Origin of the sequence: Flavobacterium sp. (assembly GCF_044373165.1) — a bacterium.
In the GTDB taxonomy this organism is placed as follows: Bacteria; Bacteroidota; Bacteroidia; order Flavobacteriales; family Flavobacteriaceae; genus Flavobacterium.
In genome coordinates this window covers 1-20,211 of record NZ_JBILQL010000026.1, presented here as the reverse complement: position 1 = coordinate 20,211, position 20,211 = coordinate 1, and the positions used below count along the sequence as shown (strand labels likewise).

Genomic DNA, 20,211 nt, shown 5'->3' with positions numbered 1-20,211 from the left:
ACATCCCGGAAGGATGTTTAGATTTGTAAAGAAGCATAAAAAAATCAGGACGTACTAAGTGCAGCTTTTTTGTTAAATCCACCGGTAGAAACCCAGTAGGCAAAAAGAAATATCAACAATGGTCTAACCGGAAACATATAACGCTGTTCGGAATGGAAAACAAATACATACAACAATCCCCAACCCCAAAAAAAGAGAAAAGGGAAAAACAATAGGTACTTTTTTCTTCTAAACAATCGGTACAAAGCAAAAAGGCCGGTAAAAACTAAAACGTAGTTGATTGCATTGATGTAAATATGAATACCATACTTTACAACTTTACTTTTATCAGATTTCATTAATGGAGAAATGATAAAGCTTTGTGCCTGAAAAAATTTGAGTGAATACTGTCTGGCTGTTAAACCCGGATTCGAAAGGATATCATTTTTTACCCATTGAATAAAATAAGCGGTTCTGTCGTAATTATTAACCTTACAAATAGAGTCAAGTTCGTGACGCTTCTTTAAATTATTGAGATAATCGCCCGAAGCAAATTTGTCTTGCCCATGCTGAGGCAACCAATTGAAAGGTTCGTCCCTTAATTCGTAGCGAGACCAAAGAATTTGATTGCGAAAAACCCTGTTTTTAAACTCAAAATTAGAATCATCTAAACTGCGCTCTACTAATATAAATATAGGAATGAAAGCTATTCCAAGCGCAAAATAAAGTTTGTTGACCTTTGGTGTTTTGAGCATTAAAAAATACAATGTCATTACGAATGTGAAAGGCAACATACTGGGTTTGATACCATACAACAAGACTATGGATAAAGCCAAAAACAAATAATCTCTTTTTTGGGCAATACCATTGTAATGTTTGCTCCAAAAATAAATCATCATAGTAGAAGCAAAAAAGCCAAAAGCTTCACCCAAAATGCCCATAGCATAATAAATGTGTATCGGGAAAAGTGACATCAAAAGTAAAACCGCAAATTTAGCTTTGTCGGTAAAATGAAGCAGACTAAACGTTTTGAACAAATAATATACTGCCAAACAAACAAAAATGCAATTGAAAATAACACCACTGTAAAAAAACAAATCATCATTGTGAAAAGCATACACTACCGAGTAAGGAATGAGGTAACAAAACAGCGTTAGAAAACCTTTATCGATATTAATATTTCCTTGAAAACCATTGAGTATGTATTCGATTAATTGTTGGGTTCCCGTGTGAAATTGTCCGTCGCCAAAAGGTTTCGGTTTGAAGGGAAGAAAATAAAACACTACACACAACAAGGCCGTGATCAATACCGGATTTTTAATGGCAAAATCAATTATTTTTTTCATCCTTAGCGAATTTATCTTTAATGATATACAAAGGTCTTTTACGGGTTTCATCATAGGTCCTCCAAACATATTCGCCTATAATACCCAACATTAACATGATTAATCCTCCGATAATCAAAATTAAAATCATTATGGGTGCCCAACCATCAAAAGGTGTGTTGTTTATGAATCGATTGTAAGCAATTACAACCGCATAAATAAATCCCAGAAACGAAATAATGATACCCAAAAGCGACATCATTCGGATAGGAATATAAGAGGTATTTAATAAACCGTCGATAAAGTATTTTAGTTTTTTGGATAAAGTCCACTGCGATTTTCCTATGGTTCTTTTTAACCGATTGTAAGGAATAAAAGCCACATTGAAACCCATCCATAAAATATCACCTTGCAAAAAACGGTTGCGTTCATCAATTTGATTAAGGCCATCTATCACTTTCTTATCCATTAAGATAAAATCAAATCCGCCTTTAGGCATTTTGGGATTGACATACTTCATTAGTTTGTAAAAAACTTTGGAAGCGTTATTTGCTATGAAACTATCCTCACGGTCTATTCGATGACAGATAACAATTTCGTTTCCGGCTTTCCATTTATTAATCATCTCCTCGATTAAACTGACCGGTTCTTGTAAATCGGCTGACATGTTAACTACTACATCGCCGACTACTTCTTTATAACCGGCAACTATGGCAGAAACTTGACCGAAATTCCTCGAAAAATTGATAATCTTCACTTTCGAATCCGATTCGTAAAGGCTAATCAATTCTTGAAGTGAATTATCATCTGAGCCGTCATTGATAAAAACAAACTCATAATCTACGGCTATAACTCGGCACAACTCAACTATTTTATTGTACGTAATAACTATAGAACCTTCATTTCTGTAAACCGGTATGATAAAAGAAACCTTCATGGGTAAGCTGAATTGTTAAATAATATTGTATCCCGACATCATTTGTAAAACTTCCTTTTTACTGTTGAACATCAATACATCTATAATAGATAAACCCGGTACAAAATCGGCCTCAAATTGTTTATAGTTAGTTATTGATGGACTCAAAAAAGACAAAGTAACACCATTTTCTTCAAAAAACTCTTTTTTGTATAACTCTTGACCGCCAATCGGGTTGATGTAATTACTATAACCCATGCTTTTGGCTATGGCAATCAAGCGATTTGATCTTTCCAAATCTTTAAAACCCTGGGGAAGTTGTGAAGCTCTTTCGATCTTACAATCAATGCCCAAATAAGAAAAAACCTTAACTACCGAATCGATAGCCAAATCTGAAATAAACACATGTTCCGAGTTTAAAACAGCAAACACCATTTCCGAAACCGGTTCATAAAATGGTGCGTTTTTATAATTCTGTGCTAAGGTTTTGATAAACTTATTACACCATTTAGCATACAAAGCCTTATTTATCTTTGTATCCATAATTGTTGTAAAAGAACTTTGGTTTTGTAAAGGAACAGTAAAAAGCATGGCTTCACCTCCAACCAAAATTTTATTTCGGTTAATCCAACCTTGTTTTATAAAGTTGACATCATCATAAAAAACAAAACTATCAGCACTGTAAATCAATTGAAAATAACCTAAATAAGGAAAAATATAGGGTTGGTTGATGGCAATGAATTTGACAAATTTCAAAATTTCATTAGTACCGTTTAGTCTTTCAAATTTAAAATTTAGTTTGTGGTAAAGTAACTTAGCCGGATTTTCAGGATGAACCTCTAGAAGTATGTCTTTGTTTGTTGAAGCGATTAAGTGTTTTAACAAAGTAGCAGCGTAACCTTTTCCTCTGAAATTGCTGTTCGTCCAAACCATAGTAATAAAAACTTGGGCAGCATTATCGTAATAAAGAATATAAGACAACAAAGTCCCTGAATCATCTCTCATAACCAATGCTTTCCCAAAGGTATTGACTTTGTCAGCATAAGCAATTAGATCAGGCACGTTGAAATACTTCCCGTTCTCGGGAAGCAAGGATGTGACTATTTCGTCTTTTGTTATTGTAAATGTAATTGAATCAATACCTCTCATTTAGTCCAAATTGTGATTAATTATAGTAGTAATCAAATTCAGATTTTCTTCAGTAATTCCTTTGTAAAGCGGCAAACACAAAATAGTTTGGGCTATGCTTTCGGAAATCGGCATGGCTGTCGCTTGCAGGTAACCCACTTTATTCAAAGATGGATAAAAATACCGTCGCGGAAAAATTTGCTTTTCGTTTAAAGCCTTTTGCACTTTAAGCAGTTGGGCTTCGCTTTCAAAAATTACCGGATAATAACTGTAATTCCAGATGGTATTTTCGCGTAAACTCATCGTTCTCAACTTGCTGAAATCGAGCGTATCATTATAAAAATCCACTACCCTTTTGCGTTCTGCAATGATATCACTTAAATAAGGAAAAACGGCTAATCCCATAGCGGCTTGCAGTTCCGATATTTTACCGTTGATGCCTAAACCGTGAAAGGCCAGTGGACCGTCGTGACCAAAATTATGACTGTAGAAAATTTGGTGCATTAGCTTTTCGTCATTACAAAAAACCGCACCACCTTCTCCCGTATGAAACAATTTAGTAGCGTGAAAACTGCAAGTACTGATATCACCATATTCAAAAACCGATTGGCCTTGATAGCCCACTCCGAAACAATGTGCAGCATCGTAAATGAGTTTCAATCCGTGTTTGGTGGCTATTTGCTCAATGAGTTCTACATGACAAGGATTTCCAAAAACATGGGTCGCCAAAATGACTGTGGTTTTTGGGGTAATGGCTGCTTCGATTTGGGTTTCGTCTATGGTCAAAAACTCCGGATGAATATCGACAAAAACCGGCGTACAATTTTCCCAAAGGATGGAAGCTGTAGTAGCCACATAACTGAACGGCGTGGTGATAATTTCGCCACCGTTGCCCAACAGTTTCAGGGCAATTTGCAAAGGAATGGTTCCGTTGTTGGTAATTAAAATCGAATTGACTTGAAGGTACGCTTTTAGTTTTTCTTCCAACTCCAGTACTAAAGCGCCTCGGTTGGTTAGCCATTCGTTTTGCCAAACCCTTTGCAGTTGGGCTTGGTACTCTTCTATGGGCGGAAAAAAAGTTTTGGTAACGTTAATCATGATTGTTTTACTAAAAGCATCACAAATAAACGAATATATTGTGTAAAAATGGAAAAGAAAAAGCGCTAATTGAAACACTAAATATTCTTTTTGCGTTGTATGATGTAAAAAATAAAAAATCAGTATCCCATAAAGCAGAAGAACTCTGATGAAGTCCAAAAAAAAAGCCCCGAACAATCGAGGCTTTTATTTTATGAATATTTATCGTTTCTCCATTGGAACAAATGGTCTCAACGGATAACCGGTGTAAACCTGTCTTGGTCTTCCGATAGGTTCTTTGTTAATGCGCATTTCTTTCCATTGGGCTATCCAACCCGGTAAACGACCAATAGCGAACATTACGGTAAACATTTCGGTTGGTATTCCTAAAGCGCGGTAAATGATCCCGGAATAGAAGTCAACGTTAGGGTATAATTTTCTAGATACGAAGTAATCGTCAACTAAAGCTGCCGCTTCTAATTTTTTGGCGATGTCTAAAATCGGATCATCAACTCCTAACGTGTTCAACACCTCATCGGCTGCCTTTTTGATGATTTTAGCTCTCGGATCGAAGTTTTTGTATACGCGGTGTCCGAATCCCATTAAGCGGAACGGATCATCTTTGTCTTTGGCTTTGGCTAGATATTTATCGGCATCACCTCCATCTTTTTGGATGGCTTCCAACATTTCTAAAACGGCTTGGTTGGCACCTCCGTGCAATGGTCCCCAAAGGGCAGAGACTCCGGCAGAGATGGAAGCGAACAAACCGGCATGAGACGAGCCTACAATTCTAACGGTTGACGTAGAACAGTTTTGCTCATGGTCAGCATGAAGGATGAACAATTTATCTAAAGCATCAATTACTACCGGATTGGTTTTATATGGTCCGGTTGGCAATTCAAACATCAAATGCATGAAGTTTTCCACGTATCCTTTGGTGTTATCGTAGTAATTCAACGGATAACCCATCATTTTGCGGTACGTCCAAGTAGCAATCACCAAGAATTTCCCCATGGTTTTGCATACCGCTTCATACATTTCTTTTTCGTTTTCAACATTAACTACTTTTGGATTAAAAGCGGTTAAAGCACTGGTAAGCGAAGACAAAACGCCCATCGGGTGCGCTGTTTTAGGAAAACCATCGATGATGTTTTTCATTTCTTCGTTGACCAAAGTATATTTTCTGATGTCGTTTTCAAATTGCGTCAATTGCGCTTGGGTTGGCAACTCACCGAAAATCACCAAATACGATACTTCCAAGAAGTTTCCTTTTTCGGCTAAATCTTCAATGGCATAACCGCGGTAACGAAGAATACCTTCTTCTCCATCCAAAAAGGTGATGTCACTCTGACAAGAACCTGAATTTTTATAACCCGGATCTAAAGTGATCGCACCGGTTAACGCACGTAGTTTTTCAATGTCGATGGCGGCTTCATTTTCACTTCCTACAATTACAGGAAACTCATACTTTTGGCCGTCAAATTCTAAGATAGCAGTTTTAGACATGGTATAATATGGGAATTAGGTCTGAATAAATTAATAATTTAACAAAATTAGGGAATTCGAAATGAAATAAAAAAGAATTACGGCAACGTTTTCGTTAATTATTTGATAAATTTTGCAAAAATGATATACAAATAAAAAAGGCATACAAAACTTGCATGCCTCTACCACAATTAATTAAATTCAGACTTATTCTTTAACCACTTTTCCAACTTTAATTCCTTTGTCTGAAGTTACTTTTATAAAATATACGCCATTGCTTTGTGTTGAAATATCCACAACACTTTCATTACCTTCCACCAATTGGGTTTGCAACAATCGGCCTTGTACATCGTACAATTGTATCGATTGTAAATTATTCTCGCCATTGATATACACTTTGTCTTTGGTCGGATTTGGATATAGCGAAATGGACTGGTCTTGTTCAAAATCGGGGTTGTTCAACGCTTGGAACGTGGTTTCCGCTTCATTGGTGGTTATCGGGAAATTGTAATCGAAGAAAATTTTGGCTCTTTTGTTTACAATGTCACCTTGTTGTAAGGTATTCAACGACTGTAATTTTAACAATACATTGCCATGACCGCCGGATTGCAACATTATATTTTCAAAAATAAATTCTACTACATTGCCATTGATTCTGGTGTACACCGGATTAGAGCTGTTCAACAACTGCAAACTGTTGATGTTGAAATCGGCCGGGTTAATTTCGGTGCGCACTACAATGTTTTCAGCGGCTGCCGTTCCGGTATTTTCAAACCTTACCAAATAGTGCAAATAATCCCCTATTTCCGCTGGAGAAACTACATTGCCTTCCAAACAAGTAATGTCATTCGGATCAAAAGAACCGGAAACCAAGTCGCGGAAAACAAATAAATTATCAGCCGTATTTTCGTCACCGGCCTGTGGCAGAATCGAACCGGTAAACGTAAGTATATCATCTATATTCACCGGATTGGCATCGGTAGGTGCATTGATACTGAAAGTCAATAGAATTTCTCTACTCTCAAACGGTCTTAAATTAGCGTAATCCCAAGAAAGACTTCCGGTAACTGCTAAAGTTGGCGCCACACTGGTCGACACTAAATCCATTAGATTATCATCGTAGAAAAAGTTGATTCCGTATGCCTGTGACAGCGTTTGGTTTCCTTTGTTGCGGTAGACAATTTTATAAACCGCATCAAAACCCGGACGTGCCGGAATCACCGGTGCTACTACAATTTCTAAATCAGGATGCACTCCGTTAGGCGCAATACAAAAGTTTTGCGTAATGTTATTGTTATTAAAGTTCACAAAATTAAAATTGGCACTGTTGGGCGAAACCGTAAACCAAGCCGGGTTTTCGATACTCGGGCTTACGGTGAAATTACCGGACAACATATAGAAAGTATATTGTCCTAAAGCATTGGTAAACGTAGCGCCATTGGCATTAAAACTGGTAAGGTTCATTCGGATATATGGATTAATATCATCCGATACATCGCAGCCATTATTGTTGTTGTCTACGGTAACGGTTCCTGAAATGGTATTGTGATTGCCACTTGGGGTAAAAGAACAGTAGGAGTTTACTACCACATTTGGCATTCCATTGTCATTGAAATATTGCAAAAAACCGGTTATGCGATACTCGTCTATACAAACATATTGTAAGTTAGGATTGTTATTCAAAGGAAAACCATTATTGATAATCATGCCCGGATTTCCAAATTTGGCGAACAAAGAAACCAAATCGTTATCGGTACACGCCAAAGAAATAAAACTGTGACAATTAGAAATATCCAAAGTCGTTATATTGTTGAAAGAACATTGCAAATACCTTAAACCGGTAAGTGTACTAACGTCTAAAGAAGTCAATTCGTTGTAATTGAGATACACATCATCCAATGAAGTCAATCCGCTCAAATTCACCGAAGTCAGTTGATTTAAAGTAGCATAAAGCGACACCAAATTGGTACACTGAGTGACATCTAAACTCGTAAGCAAATTATTGCCTATTTGTAAGGTAATAAGCGAAGTAGTGCCTTGCAAATTAAGGGTTTGAATTTGGTTATTATTGGCATAAACTCTTTCTAAACTTGACAGTCCGTTTAAATTTAAAGCCGTCAACTGACTGTTTTCACAAGTTATTTGCGTTAAAGCTGTACAGCCGGAAACATTTAAAGTAGTCAAACTAGTATTGAAACAGGACAATATTGATAAATTGGTCATATTGGAAACATCTAAAGTTGTCATAATTCCAAAACCACAACTTAAATGGGTAAGATTTTGAAAACTCTGAATGCCGGTCATATCATAAATCGGAAACTGACTGTTGTTAATCAAATTACTTAAGGAATAAACCAATAATGCTTCCGATACTTGTATTTCACATCGCCATTTTGATCAATGGTCATAGTATTTCCGGCAATGTCTCTGGCAATCTCGTTGGTTGGATTAGCGGCTAATAATCGCCCTTTAAAATTTGCATCCGGAATATTTACAATTTGAGCATTGGCCCAACCGGACATCAAGAACAATAAAAAGTATAATTTTTTCATACTATAGAGATTCGTTATGATTGATTTATTTTGACTTTATAAAAGTACGGTCTGTTTTTCGGTTCTTCTTTGTTAAATGAGCAATTGCCCGATTTGAATTAGAATTTGCTATAACATATTCAACAATTCTTGCAAACGCTCCTTTTTTCGCTGTGAAATCGGCAAGTGAGCGTTGTCTGCCATCACCACATAACCACCGTCTTTTTTGATATATGATTTCAAATACGCCAAATTGATCAGGTGACTTTGGTGAATTCTTTCAAAACCGTGTTCCGTTAACAAGTCTTCGTACTCTTTTAAGGTTTTGGAAATCAAAATCGGTTTGCTGTTTTTGATGTAAAACTTGGTGTAATTGTCTTCGCTTTCGCATCGAATAATGTCGCTCACTTCAAACAAATGGATGCCATCAGAATTGGACAGCGCGATTCTCTTGAAATTATCGACTTTCTTACGGATGTTTTCCAACAACAAATCGATGTGCGCCACATTGTCGTTTTTATCAATGACATTTTTGAGCTTTTCGATTACTTTTTGCAATTCTTCGGGATCAACCGGTTTGAGCAAGAAATCCAAAGCACTGAAACGAAAGGCTTTGATTGCATATTGTTCGTGCGCCGTAATGAAAACTATTTGAGAGTTCAGTTTCCCGCGTTGGTTGACTTCCTCCAACAAATCAAAACCGGAACCATCGCCCAAATGAATGTCTAAAAACACCACTTGCGGCGGATTTTGCAATAATAAAGTCACACCGGTTTCTACACTGTCGGCTTCACCTATAATGTGAATTTCCGGCGCATAACGAGCCAACAGACTTTTCATTCCGTTTCGCAAATTGCTGTCGTCATCGATTAATAAAGCTGTAATCATTTGATGTATTGAATGGGTAAATGCAAGGTCACTTTCGTTCCCAAAGCTTCGCCGTTATTGTTTTTAATTTCTTCTATGGTAAATTCTGTTTTTTGTTTGGTGGTGGACTCTATCATTTCCAAACGCTTTTTGGTGATGTCCAAAGCCATCGATTTGTGCGCCACTACCGAATGTTGCTTTTGCGCTTTTGACTCGTTGAAACCGACACCGTTATCTTCCACCGTACAAAGCAAACTTTCTTTTTCCAAGGTAAAACGAACGGCTATACTGCCCATTTCCTTTTTGGGAATTACCCCGTGAATAATAGCATTTTCCACGAAGGGTTGCAACAATAACGGCGGAATAGCCATATCGTCTTCGATGGTTTCGCTTTTGAAAATAGAAAAAGAAAACTTGTTATTGAAACGCAACTGTTCAAGTTCCAAATAGTTTTGTAAACTTTCGATTTCTTTGTCGATTGGAATGAGCGATTCTTTCGAATACTCGAGTGTCAATCGCATTAGTTTGGAGAATTTCGACAAGTATTTGATGGCCGAATCGGTACCGTTTTGCACAATAAAACTCGATATCGAACCCAAACAATTGAATACAAAATGCGGATTCATTTGCAAATGCAAGGCTTTTTGCTCGTACTCGGCCAATTCTTTTTGCAGGGTTAAATTCTTTTTGAGTTGAATTCTATTGTAAATTAAAAAGGCAATCCCAAATAACAACAGCCCGAAAACTGCGGCAAAAATCAATTGCATGACATTCCGTTTGGATTCTTCCTGCAACAATAAATCGCGTTTTTCAATTTCTTTTTGGTGAATGGCTTCGCGCTTTTCAAAATCGAAGGCCATTTCTTCTTCTACTGTTCTGCGGATGTTTTCTTCGTTGGTCAAACTGTCTTTGGCGACACTGTAGGCTTTGAAATGGGATAACGCCAAAGCAGTATTGTTTTGTTGGGTGTAAATGTCACTCAACAACTTCTCGGCAATCACTACTTGTTCCAAGACTTTGATAGATTGTGCTAAAGACAACGCTTTTTGCGCGAATGTGATGGCTTGTGTGGTTTTGTTTTGTTCAAAATACAGTTGCCCTAACAATAAATAAGTATCGCCTACGCCAAACTTATCCTCGATGCTTTCGAAAGTTTGAATAGCGGCATTCCAATGTTCGATGGCTTTTTCCGGTTGTTTTGCCGCTTTGAAGTACAAACCAAAATTATTATGCCACTCGCCCAAAGCTCTTGGATTTGGGTTTTTATCTAAGACCGATTTTGCTTTGTTGTAATACTCCAGAGCTTTTTTCGGATTGTTTTGTTTCAAGTAGCCATTAGCAATGTTGGTGTATGTTATACCAACATTCGGATCATTTAGTTTTTCTTGGATTTTTTGGGCTTTGACAAAATAAGCCAATGCTTTAAAATCGGAGGACAGCGATTTATAGACTATGCCGATATTGTTGTAGAGTTTGGCACATTTTTCTTCCTCTTTAAGCTGTTCGTAAATTTTGACTGATTTCAGATAATACTGCAAGGCTTTGGCATAATTGCTTTGTTCTGAAAAAACAATACCGATACTTCCCATAGCTTTGGCCAAGCCTTTTTGCTTTTCCGCATGATTGTCTATCGAAGCATTTTCAAATAAGTGCTGCGCATCGGTAAAAAAACTTAGTGCTTTTTGATAATCACCCAGAATGATATTGGCGTTTCCTAAATTGAGTAATGCATTCCCTTTGGCCAGCTGGTAATCCGTTTTATGGGCCAAATCATAGGCTTTTTGCGCATAGACCAACATCGCTTTAGGATCAGAAGTTTTGTATTGATCGGCTATAGCATTGAGCAATTGGGCTTTGTCAATATCATTTTTGGTTTTGCCCAGCACAGCAATCAAACTGTCTGCTTTAGTGTTTTGGGCTGTAGCCGAAAAAACGGTCACACAACACAAAGCCACCGCAAAAGAGTAAAGTATTCTCATGATAATTAAGTCAATGCTATTTCTAACAAATGTATAATTTCCATTTGGAGCGAAAAACAGTAAATGAGAATTTGCAGTCTTTAGTCGAGAATTTGACAAAAAAATCCCGAGTGGAAACTCGGGATTCAGTATTTTATTTTGGGTAATGCTTATGACAAAGCCGCTTTCACTTGGTCGGCTGCTTCTTGGAATTGTACCGCAGATAAAATCGGCATTCCTGAATTGTCAATCAATTCTTTAGCAATTTCAGCATTGGTTCCTTGCAAACGCACGATAATCGGCACTTTGATTGCATCGCCCATATTTTTGTAGGCATCCACAACACCTTGTGCCACACGATCACAACGAACGATTCCTCCAAAGATGTTGATTAAAATTGCTTTTACGTTTGGATCTTTCAAGATGATACGGAAAGCGGTTTCGACACGTTTCGCATCAGCCGTTCCTCCAACATCTAAGAAGTTGGCCGGTTCGAAACCAGCGTATTTGATTAAGTCCATGGTAGCCATTGCCAATCCGGCACCGTTTACCATACAACCTACAGTTCCGTCAAGGTCAACGTAGTTCAACCCCACTTCTTTGGCTTCTACTTCGATTGGATTTTCCTCACGAATGTCGCGCATGTCCGCATATTTGGCTTGTCTGTATAAAGCGTTATCATCGATATTCACTTTGGCATCCACCGCCATGATTTTGTTATCAGAGGTTTTTAAAACCGGGTTGATTTCAAACATTGAAGCATCAGACCCGATGTAAGCATTGTATAACGCTTCCACAAATTTCACCATTTCTTTGAAAGCATTTCCGGAAAGCCCTAAATTGAAGGCAATTCTTCTGGCTTGGAAACCTTGCAATCCTACTGACGGATCGATTTCTTCGGTGAAAATTAAATGAGGTGTATGCTCGGCAACTTCTTCAATATCCATTCCGCCTTCGGTAGAATACATAATCATGTTTCTTCCTTTGGCTCTGTTTAATAAAACCGACATATAAAACTCTTGTGTTTCACTTTCTCCGGGATAGTAAACATCTTCAGCAATTAATACTTTGTGTACTTTTTTCCCTTCCGGTGGTGTTTGAGGTGTTTTGAGCATCATTCCGATGATTTGCTCTGACAATTCCTCCACTTGTTGCAAGTTTTTGGCCAATTTAACTCCGCCGCCTTTTCCTCTACCTCCGGCATGGATTTGGGCTTTGATTACGTGCCATCCTGTACCGGTTTCTGCGGTTAATTGTTTAGCAGCTGCTACTGCTTCAACCGGACTGTTAGCTACAATGCCGCGTTGCACTCTTACCCCGTAACTGGCTAAAATTTCTTTTCCTTGATATTCGTGAATGTTCATATTGAAGATTTTATTTGTGTTGCCATGCTGAAATTGAATTCAGCAATTGTGTGACAAAAGTAATTAATTAGTCGCAAACGAAAAAGAAATGTATACCAATTTAGTATATTTAATCTACCTCTTTAAAAATTGCCGCAAAAACGAGTATGCAACTTACTTTTTAATTAAAGTCTGAGCGCCAATACCAAACGCAAAACGTTGCCCTTTCAAAATAGCCGAATTCTGTTATTTTTTTCTTTGGAATTGCGCCATTCGCGACTTAGCTTTGCATAAAATTTAAAATTCTTATGATGCAAACGAAAGATTTATTAGCACTTTCCCAAGAATTCGGGAATCCCTTGTATGTGTATGATGCTGAAAAAATAGAATTTCAGTACAAACGTTTAGCGAATGCATTCTCTAAGGTGGAGAAGCTTCGCATCAATTACGCTATGAAGGCCTTGTCTAATATTTCTGTATTAAAGTTATTGAAAAACTTGGGTTCCGGCTTAGACACTGTTTCGTTACAAGAAGTGCAACTGGGTTTACATGCCGGTTTTACTCCGGACAAAATCATTTTTACACCTAATGGTGTTTCCTTTGAAGAGATTGAAGCGGTAGCGCAATTAAGCGTTCAAATCAATATTGATAATTTGTCGGTATTAGAACACTTTGGTACTAAATACCCAAAAGTTCCGGTTTGTATTCGTATTAATCCGCATGTCATGGCCGGCGGGAATGAGAATATTTCGGTTGGGCATATAGACAGTAAATTCGGGATTTCCATTTACCAAATTCCGCACATTTTACGCATAGTAGAAAATACTAAAATGCACATCAACGGTATTCACATGCATACCGGTTCAGATATTTTAGACATTGAAGTGTTTTTGTATGCTGCCGAAATTTTGTTTGATGCCGCTAAACAATTCAAAGACTTAGACTTCTTGGATTTTGGTTCCGGATTTAAAGTGCCATACAAAAAAGGAGATATTGAAACCAATATAGAAGAATTGGGAAAAAAATTAACCAAACGCTTTATGGCTTTTGAAAAAGAATACGGTCGCGAACTGACTTTAGCTTTTGAACCCGGGAAGTTTTTGGTGAGTGAAGCCGGTTATTTTTTGGCTACCGTAAATGTCATCAAGCAAACAACCTCTACCGTTTTTGCCGGAATTGACAGCGGTTTTAACCATTTGATTCGTCCGATGTTTTACGGTTCGCAGCATTCCATTGAAAACATCTCTAACCCAAAAGGCAAAGAGCGATTCTATACTGTCGTTGGATACATTTGTGAAACCGATACTTTTGCCAGCAACCGCCGAATTACTGAAATTCACGAAGGCGATACTTTGTGTTTTAAAAATGCAGGAGCTTATTGCTTTTCGATGGCGTCCAATTACAACTCTCGTTTCAAACCTGCGGAAGTTTTATGGAAAGACGGCAAAGGTCATTTGATTCGTCAAAGAGAAACTTTTGAAGATTTATTGCAAAACCAAATTATGGTGGAAGTATAAAACAAAAACCCGAGTATTTAACTCGGGTTTTATTTTATTTACCAAGAACTTCTTCTAACACTTCACTATCTGTAGCGTTAGGTAAAGTTATTTTGAGCTTTTTGGCTAAGGTCGGTGCAATTTGGGTAATCACTTTTTTGTGGTACGATTCCCCGCTGTTGATATTCCAACCGTAAAAAATTAATGGTACATTGGTATCATAAGTATACGGTGAACCGTGTGTGGCACCGGTAGCCGAATACTCTACAAAACCCGGTTTGTAAACAAAATACAAATCCCCGTTTTGTGTAGGATCGTATCCTTTGAAGACAAAGCCCAGCAACATGTCATTAGCTCCGGAAGTTAAAATTTCTTCTTCGGTGTAAACTCGTTTTACATAGTTTTTGGTGTATAAAAAATCTTTGAAACTTTGCTTGACTTTGGTCAAATCAAAACCTTTGTTTTTAATGATGTCTTTATCGAAATGCACATTATAGCTATCGTATTTCAACAATAAATTGACTCCGAAAGTTTGCTCCGAAAACGCAATTAAATCTTTGGTAACGTCTTTATAACTGATATTATCTACCGGATACTTGTTTTCTTTTAAATGGGTAGAATTTTCGGCACAGGCATGATCGGCGGTTACAAAAACCAAATAATTTCCTTTCCCGACAGTTTTATCCAAATAAGTTAGAAAATCGGCTATGGTTAAATCCAATCTTAAATAGGTATCCTGAATTTCAATAGAACGCGGTCCGAAAGTATGTCCGATATAATCGGTTGAAGAAAAACTAACGGCTAAAAAATCGGTAATTTCATCTTTCCCCAAGGCTTCTTTTTCGATAGCTCTTTTAGCCAAATTGGCCAGCACATCGTTTCCGAAAGGCGTTACTCTTAATACACCGGCATCGTTGCTTTCGTACATTTCTTTTAAGTTGTATGGGAAAACGGGTAGCTTTTTGTAGAGTTTGCCTTCGTAGTTATTGTTATCGGCTAAACTTTCATTGTAAGTTTCGATTGGTCTGAGCAAGTTCCAACCGCTATTGAAATAGGGTAAATATTGTTTTTCTTGATTGAATTCGGTTACCCATTTCGGCAAAGTTTTTCCGTAGAAAGAACTCGAAATAAAATCGCCCGTTTTGGTATACCAAAAAGCCCAATCGGCGAAATGTCCGGCCGGTAGAATAGCGCCTCGGTCTTTGATACTCATACCGATTACTTTTCCTTTGAAGTTGGTTGCCAATTTTAATTCGTCGGTTATGGTAGAAGCTTGGAGATTTTTAGGCGACATTTTACCTTCTTTTTCGGTACCGGGAACTAAAGTTGTCACACTGTCGTCATCGGTACAATAGACTTCTTTTTTTAAAGTGCGATGGAACCATTCGTTGCTAACGATACCGTGTAAAGACGGAGTGGCTCCGGTGTAAATAGAAGCATGACCCGGAGCGGTATAAGTAGGCATATAGTTGTAATGCATATTATAGAAAGTAAAACCATCTTTCATCAATCGCTTGAATCCGTTCTCGGAAAAGTCATTTTGAAAACGATACAGGTATTCTGTTTTCATTTGATCGATGACAATCCCAACCACCAATTTCGGTTTTTGTTGTGCCGCTAAACTAACTACGAACAGCGAGAAGAACAGGGTAACTATTTTTTTCATGGCATTTTACATTGAATCACAAAAATAGCAATAACTAGGCAAACCTTCGGTTTATTTGTGTTAATGTAAAGTTAGATTTGGTATAAAAACAAATGCACACTCGTTAAAGCATGCATTTGACACAAAAATCCCAATTTTAAAAACAACATTAAAACAACTAACTTTATTTTAAGATCATAAACGTACACCTACGATTGGTGGCATGTTCCGCCTCGGTACAATCATTTTTAGGACAGATGATAAGTGGTTTGCTTTCGCCGTAACCCACCGATCTTAAGCGACGTCTGTCAATTCCGTTTTGCACCAAATACTCTAAAGCAGAGGCAGCTCTACGATTAGACAATCTAAGGTTATACATTTCGGAAGCTCTGGAATCGGTATGCGAACCAATTTGAATTTCCATGTACGGGTATTTTTTCAACAAACCAACCAACACGTCCAATACTTGTGCGGCTTGTGGCTTGATATTCCATTTGTCTAAATCGAAGTAAATGTTTTCGAGTTCGATTAATACCGTACCATCTTCTTTTTTGTTGATGATGTCTTCGGCGTCGTAATATGATTCGACTTTCATTTGTAGATCGAGGTATACTTTACCTTTCTGACTAGTATCAAACTCGGCTTCGGCCGGAATATAGAAATCCTTGAAAGCCATGATTTTGTATTTCTTGTTAGGCTCGGTATTGAATGTAAAATCGCCATCTTTACCCACAACCACTTCTTCCAACAATTCACCTTTATCATTGTACAATTTGACTGTTGCACCTGGTAATAGTTCTAAAGATTTCAAGTCGCGTACTTCACCTTCAACCAAGTATTGCAGTTTGTTTTCTTCGCGGATAAAAGTGTATAAATTATCATCTCCGGTTCGGTTAGAAGCGAAATAACCTTTATCGTTAACTTCATCCAAAATATAATTAAAATCGTCCATCTCACTGTTGATGGTAGAACCAAGATTGAGCGGTTTATCAAATTCGGTTTCCGACAATTTAAAACTTTTAAAAATATCGAGATTTCCATTGCCTTGATGACCGTCGGAAGCAAAGTATAACGTTCCGTCTTCAGTTACAAAAGGAAACTGTTCGCGATGAATGGTATTGATGGTTTCGCCTAAATTGCGAGGTTGGCTGAAAGTACCGTCTTGAAGAATATCAACTACAAAAATATCCATCGAACCAATAGAGCCTTTCATATCACTGGCAAAGAACAACTTCTTGCCGTCTTTGGTTAAAAAAGGGTGTTCCACCGAATATTCATCGCTGGAGAAAGCACACATTTTAACGTTGGTCCATTTGCCGTCGACAAATTCGGCTTTATAAATTTTTACAGTAGCAACTCTTTCATTATTGATTTCCACTTGTTTGTCTCCGGTACGATTGAAATACATGATTTTACCGTCGGCGCTAAACGTTGCATTACTTTCATGTTTTTTGGTGTTGATAATTTCCGAAAACGGTTCAACCTTTACCAATTGTCCTTTATCATTTAAAGATGCCATGAATAAATCCAAATATGGTCTTCCGTTCCAATTATAGGATTTATCATCTTCAGCATTTCGGAGAGAAGCAAATGTTACTTTATCGCCGTAAAATGCAATTCCGAAATCACCGTTAGTTTTGTTTTTCGACATCATTTCGAGCTTATAACTATCCGGAGAATTTCGGGTGGCGTTTTTCATAAACTTGGGCGTATTTTGTTCAAAGCCGATATACTCCGACATGATGACATCGCCTTTATCAAAATCTTTAGTGCCTTTGAGTGCATTGGCATATCTGAAATAAACGTCCTTTTTTACACTGTCTTTGAAGGTAAAAAACAGCTGTCCGTAAGCCCGAACTGCATTGTCCATTTGGAAATTATAATAATAGCAATCCCCTAAATTTTGCAATACCTCTCGAGATTGCGGTAACTGTTCATAAGCCTCAGCGGCTTTGATATAGGCTTTCCGATTAAACAAAGAATGGGCTTGTTTAACACTGACTTTTTTTTGGGCAAAAAGAGTGGTGATACTGCAAAAAATAAATAATATGTAAATAACTTTTTTCATCGTATCCGTTTTAGAAGAATCTTGGGGATTTATCATACCCTTTTCCTGATGACATTCGACCTAAATCTAAGTCGAATAAAACAAAAATCTCATGCGAACCCGTATTGAAATTTCTTAGGTTCGTCAATGTGTAATCATAAGAATAGCCTATTCTGAGCGTAGGTGTTACATAAAAACTAGCCAATCCACTGACAGAATCATCTAAACGATATCCAATTCCGGCTTCAAATTTATTATTGATTAAAACATTAGTTGTTAAGTCGACAGAAAGTGGCGCACCGGCAACCCCTTTGGCCATAAAAGCGGGCTTGACTTTTAAATTGTCATTGCCATTGAAGGTGAAGACATAACCACCGGTTAAAAAAAAATGTATAGCTTCTACTCCACTGGTCGTAATACCGTTGGTATTTTCGATATGTTTGGTGGTTAGTAAATTTGGTGTTGAAAACCCTAAATAATAGTTGTCACCAAACAAATACGTTCCCGCTCCGATATTAGGGAATGTCTGACTCAAATTATTTTGAAAAGCCGGATCCGGTAGCGGATCAGTATATTGGAATCCGTTGAAATTGGTACTGAAAAGCGTTACTCCTGCTTTGACTCCAAAAGACAATCGAGTCGTTTCGGACAGAGACAAAACATAGGCAAAGTCAGCAAAAATATTACTCTCGTTCACCACATCACCAATTTCGTCATGCACTACTGACAATCCTAACTCGATTTTTTTAGAGATAGGTTTATGCACAAAGAAGGACTGAGTAGTTGGTGCTCCTTCAATTCCGACCCATTGTGCGCGATAAATACCGCCCATTTTAATAATGTCTTTATCTTCCGTGGCATAAGCCGGATTGATCACGCTCATATTGTACATATAATGCGTGAATTGCGGATCTTGTTGGGCTGCTAATTTGGAAGAGCACATTGCTAAAAGCAAGGTTACAAAGCAGTATCGAATCATATGTTTTTTTGTTGTACTCATCTTCATTATCTGTTTAGATAAACTCTTCCTTGAACCGGTTTTCTGACACCATCGTTGAAATAAAGAATATAGAAATAAACACCGTTTGGCAATATATTGTTGCCTAAGTTCAGTCCGCTCACTGTGGTGGTTCCATCCCAGTTAGGCGTATTTCTGTTTCCTGTGTAAATAAGATTGCCGTATCGGTTGTAGACTTCTAATTTGAAGTTAGGGTAAAGAATCGGCAAGTTCTCAATTTCAAAAGTATCATTGATACCATCGTTATTAGGAGAATAGCCATCAGGAATCAATATATCATCACACACGGTCAAATCAACTGTTACTTCTAATCTCACCGAACCCTCACAACCACTGGCTGTAGTTAACGCTGCATAATAAGTTGTTCCGTGTATTAGTAAATCGGTACTGTTATATGCGGTTCCGCCACTTGGTGCATTATACCAAATTACTGTTGGGAAGCCAACTAAATTTCCTGATAGGCTTTCAATAGTCGGATTATCATCTTCACAGAAAAGATTCCCGTCTTGAATGATTTGCGGCGTGCCCAATTGAGTCACATTAAAATCAACCGGTGGGAAAATATTTCCGGTTGTCCCACAAGTCGTATTTACAGATACAAGTTGGGTGAATGTTAACGTTGTAGTGCCATTATTTAATAACTCTGAAGCCGGAATACTGAAAGTTCCCGTTCCTCCGGCAATAGTAACAGTTACCGTTGTACTGGCGGAATTAGCCCCTGACAATTGGTAAGTTAAAGAATAATCGCCATCGGCTAAATTATTAGCTCCTAATATCGTGACCAAACTGGCAAAGTTGGCACAAGTATCTTGTACTGAAACAGTAGCATTTTGCAAACTTGGCAACGGATTAATAACCAAAGATACTGAAGCACTTTCTGTAGTATTAGTACAACCCGTAGTTGCTATTATACCAAAAATTGTCAAAGTATAATTTCCTGAAGCTGTAAAAATATTAGCAGGAACACTAAACTGACCTAAGCCACCGGTAATAGTAACATTTCCGGAATTGTTGGTAGTAGGATTGGCACCAGGTATGGAATAATTGAATTGATAAACACCATCAGGTAAATTAATGGCATTTGAAATAGCCACAGTAATAACACTGCCGAAACAAACCGGACTTGAACTCAAATTAGCACTATCAAGATCAGCTAAAGGTCTAACAATAATTTGAGCGGTAACCCCTATTAAAGTATTTGAACAATTGGTCACCGTATTTACAATAGTACTAAAAGAAACTACAGTAGTTCCAATATTAGGCAATAGTGAAGCCGGGATATTGAAATTCCCAATACCATTGGCAATAGTTACCGTAACTGTTTGAGTGGTTGCTGTATTGGCTCCGGATAAATCATAACTTAAAGTGTAGTTTCCATTAACCATTCCGTTCAAAC

Annotated in this window: 15 protein-coding genes; 1 reads left to right on the top strand and 14 read right to left on the bottom strand. The window is 37.6% G+C overall.

From position 1 onward, the window contains the following. Window positions 1-44 precede the first annotated feature (44 nt). From ACIQ32_RS05470 to sucC, 10 genes are all read right to left on the bottom strand, one after another. Window positions 45-1,325 carry a hypothetical protein gene (locus ACIQ32_RS05470; RefSeq protein WP_396194683.1) on the bottom strand — a complete coding sequence of 427 codons (1,281 nt, stop codon included), beginning with the start codon at window positions 1,323-1,325 and terminating at the stop codon, window positions 45-47. After that, the gene (locus ACIQ32_RS05465; RefSeq protein ID WP_396194682.1) at window positions 1,309-2,241 is read right to left on the bottom strand and encodes a glycosyltransferase family 2 protein; all 933 of its coding nucleotides are present in this window, start codon (window positions 2,239-2,241) and stop codon (window positions 1,309-1,311) included. Before ACIQ32_RS05465 ends, ACIQ32_RS05470 begins: the two co-directional genes overlap by 17 nt. Window positions 2,242-2,256: 15 nt before the next feature. After that, on the bottom strand, window positions 2,257-3,369 hold the full coding sequence (locus ACIQ32_RS05460) for a WbqC family protein (RefSeq protein WP_396194681.1): 1,113 nt from the start codon (window positions 3,367-3,369) through the stop codon (window positions 2,257-2,259). Further along, a complete protein-coding gene (locus ACIQ32_RS05455; protein WP_396194680.1) occupies window positions 3,370-4,446 on the bottom strand; it encodes a DegT/DnrJ/EryC1/StrS family aminotransferase in 1,077 nt (358 codons plus the stop codon). A gap of 201 nt (window positions 4,447-4,647) precedes the next feature. Beyond that, entirely contained in the window at window positions 4,648-5,931 is a 1,284-nt protein-coding gene (locus ACIQ32_RS05450; protein ID WP_396194679.1) for a citrate synthase, read from the bottom strand. A 186-nt stretch (window positions 5,932-6,117) separates the two neighbouring features. Next, entirely contained in the window at window positions 6,118-8,247 is a 2,130-nt protein-coding gene (locus tag ACIQ32_RS05445) for a T9SS type A sorting domain-containing protein (protein ID WP_396194678.1), read from the bottom strand. Window positions 8,248-8,252: 5 nt separating this feature from the next. Continuing rightward, entirely contained in the window at window positions 8,253-8,462 is a 210-nt protein-coding gene (locus tag ACIQ32_RS05440; protein ID WP_396194677.1) for a hypothetical protein, read from the bottom strand. Window positions 8,463-8,570: 108 nt separating this feature from the next. Then, window positions 8,571-9,329 carry a LytR/AlgR family response regulator transcription factor gene (locus ACIQ32_RS05435; protein ID WP_396194676.1) on the bottom strand — a complete coding sequence of 253 codons (759 nt, stop codon included), beginning with the start codon at window positions 9,327-9,329 and terminating at the stop codon, window positions 8,571-8,573. Further along, a complete protein-coding gene (locus tag ACIQ32_RS05430) occupies window positions 9,326-11,287 on the bottom strand; it encodes a tetratricopeptide repeat protein (protein ID WP_396194675.1) in 1,962 nt (653 codons plus the stop codon). The genes ACIQ32_RS05435 and ACIQ32_RS05430 overlap by 4 nt, the downstream gene beginning before the upstream one ends. A gap of 149 nt (window positions 11,288-11,436) precedes the next feature. Then, window positions 11,437-12,630 carry an ADP-forming succinate--CoA ligase subunit beta gene (gene sucC / locus ACIQ32_RS05425; RefSeq protein ID WP_396194674.1) on the bottom strand — a complete coding sequence of 398 codons (1,194 nt, stop codon included), beginning with the start codon at window positions 12,628-12,630 and terminating at the stop codon, window positions 11,437-11,439. A 290-nt stretch (window positions 12,631-12,920) separates the two neighbouring features. On the opposite strand from sucC, the gene lysA reads away from it, so the two are divergent. After that, a complete protein-coding gene (gene lysA, locus ACIQ32_RS05420) occupies window positions 12,921-14,126 on the top strand; it encodes a diaminopimelate decarboxylase (protein WP_396194690.1) in 1,206 nt (401 codons plus the stop codon). Window positions 14,127-14,160: 34 nt separating this feature from the next. Here the strand turns inward: lysA and pafA are convergent, their stop codons facing one another. The 4 genes from pafA to ACIQ32_RS05400 form a co-directional block, all read right to left on the bottom strand. Further along, entirely contained in the window at window positions 14,161-15,771 is a 1,611-nt protein-coding gene (pafA, locus tag ACIQ32_RS05415) for an alkaline phosphatase PafA (protein ID WP_396194673.1), read from the bottom strand. Between the two features lie 163 nt (window positions 15,772-15,934). Next, window positions 15,935-17,818 (bottom strand): OmpA family protein, encoded by a 1,884-nt coding sequence (locus ACIQ32_RS05410; protein WP_396194672.1) that lies wholly within the window; start codon window positions 17,816-17,818, stop codon window positions 15,935-15,937. Window positions 17,819-17,828: 10 nt separating this feature from the next. Next, window positions 17,829-18,797 carry a type IX secretion system membrane protein PorP/SprF gene (locus ACIQ32_RS05405; RefSeq protein WP_396194671.1) on the bottom strand — a complete coding sequence of 323 codons (969 nt, stop codon included), beginning with the start codon at window positions 18,795-18,797 and terminating at the stop codon, window positions 17,829-17,831. Between the two features lie 5 nt (window positions 18,798-18,802). After that, the coding region (locus tag ACIQ32_RS05400) for a gliding motility-associated C-terminal domain-containing protein (protein WP_396194669.1) at window positions 18,803-20,211 on the bottom strand (1,409 nt) is incomplete at its 5' end.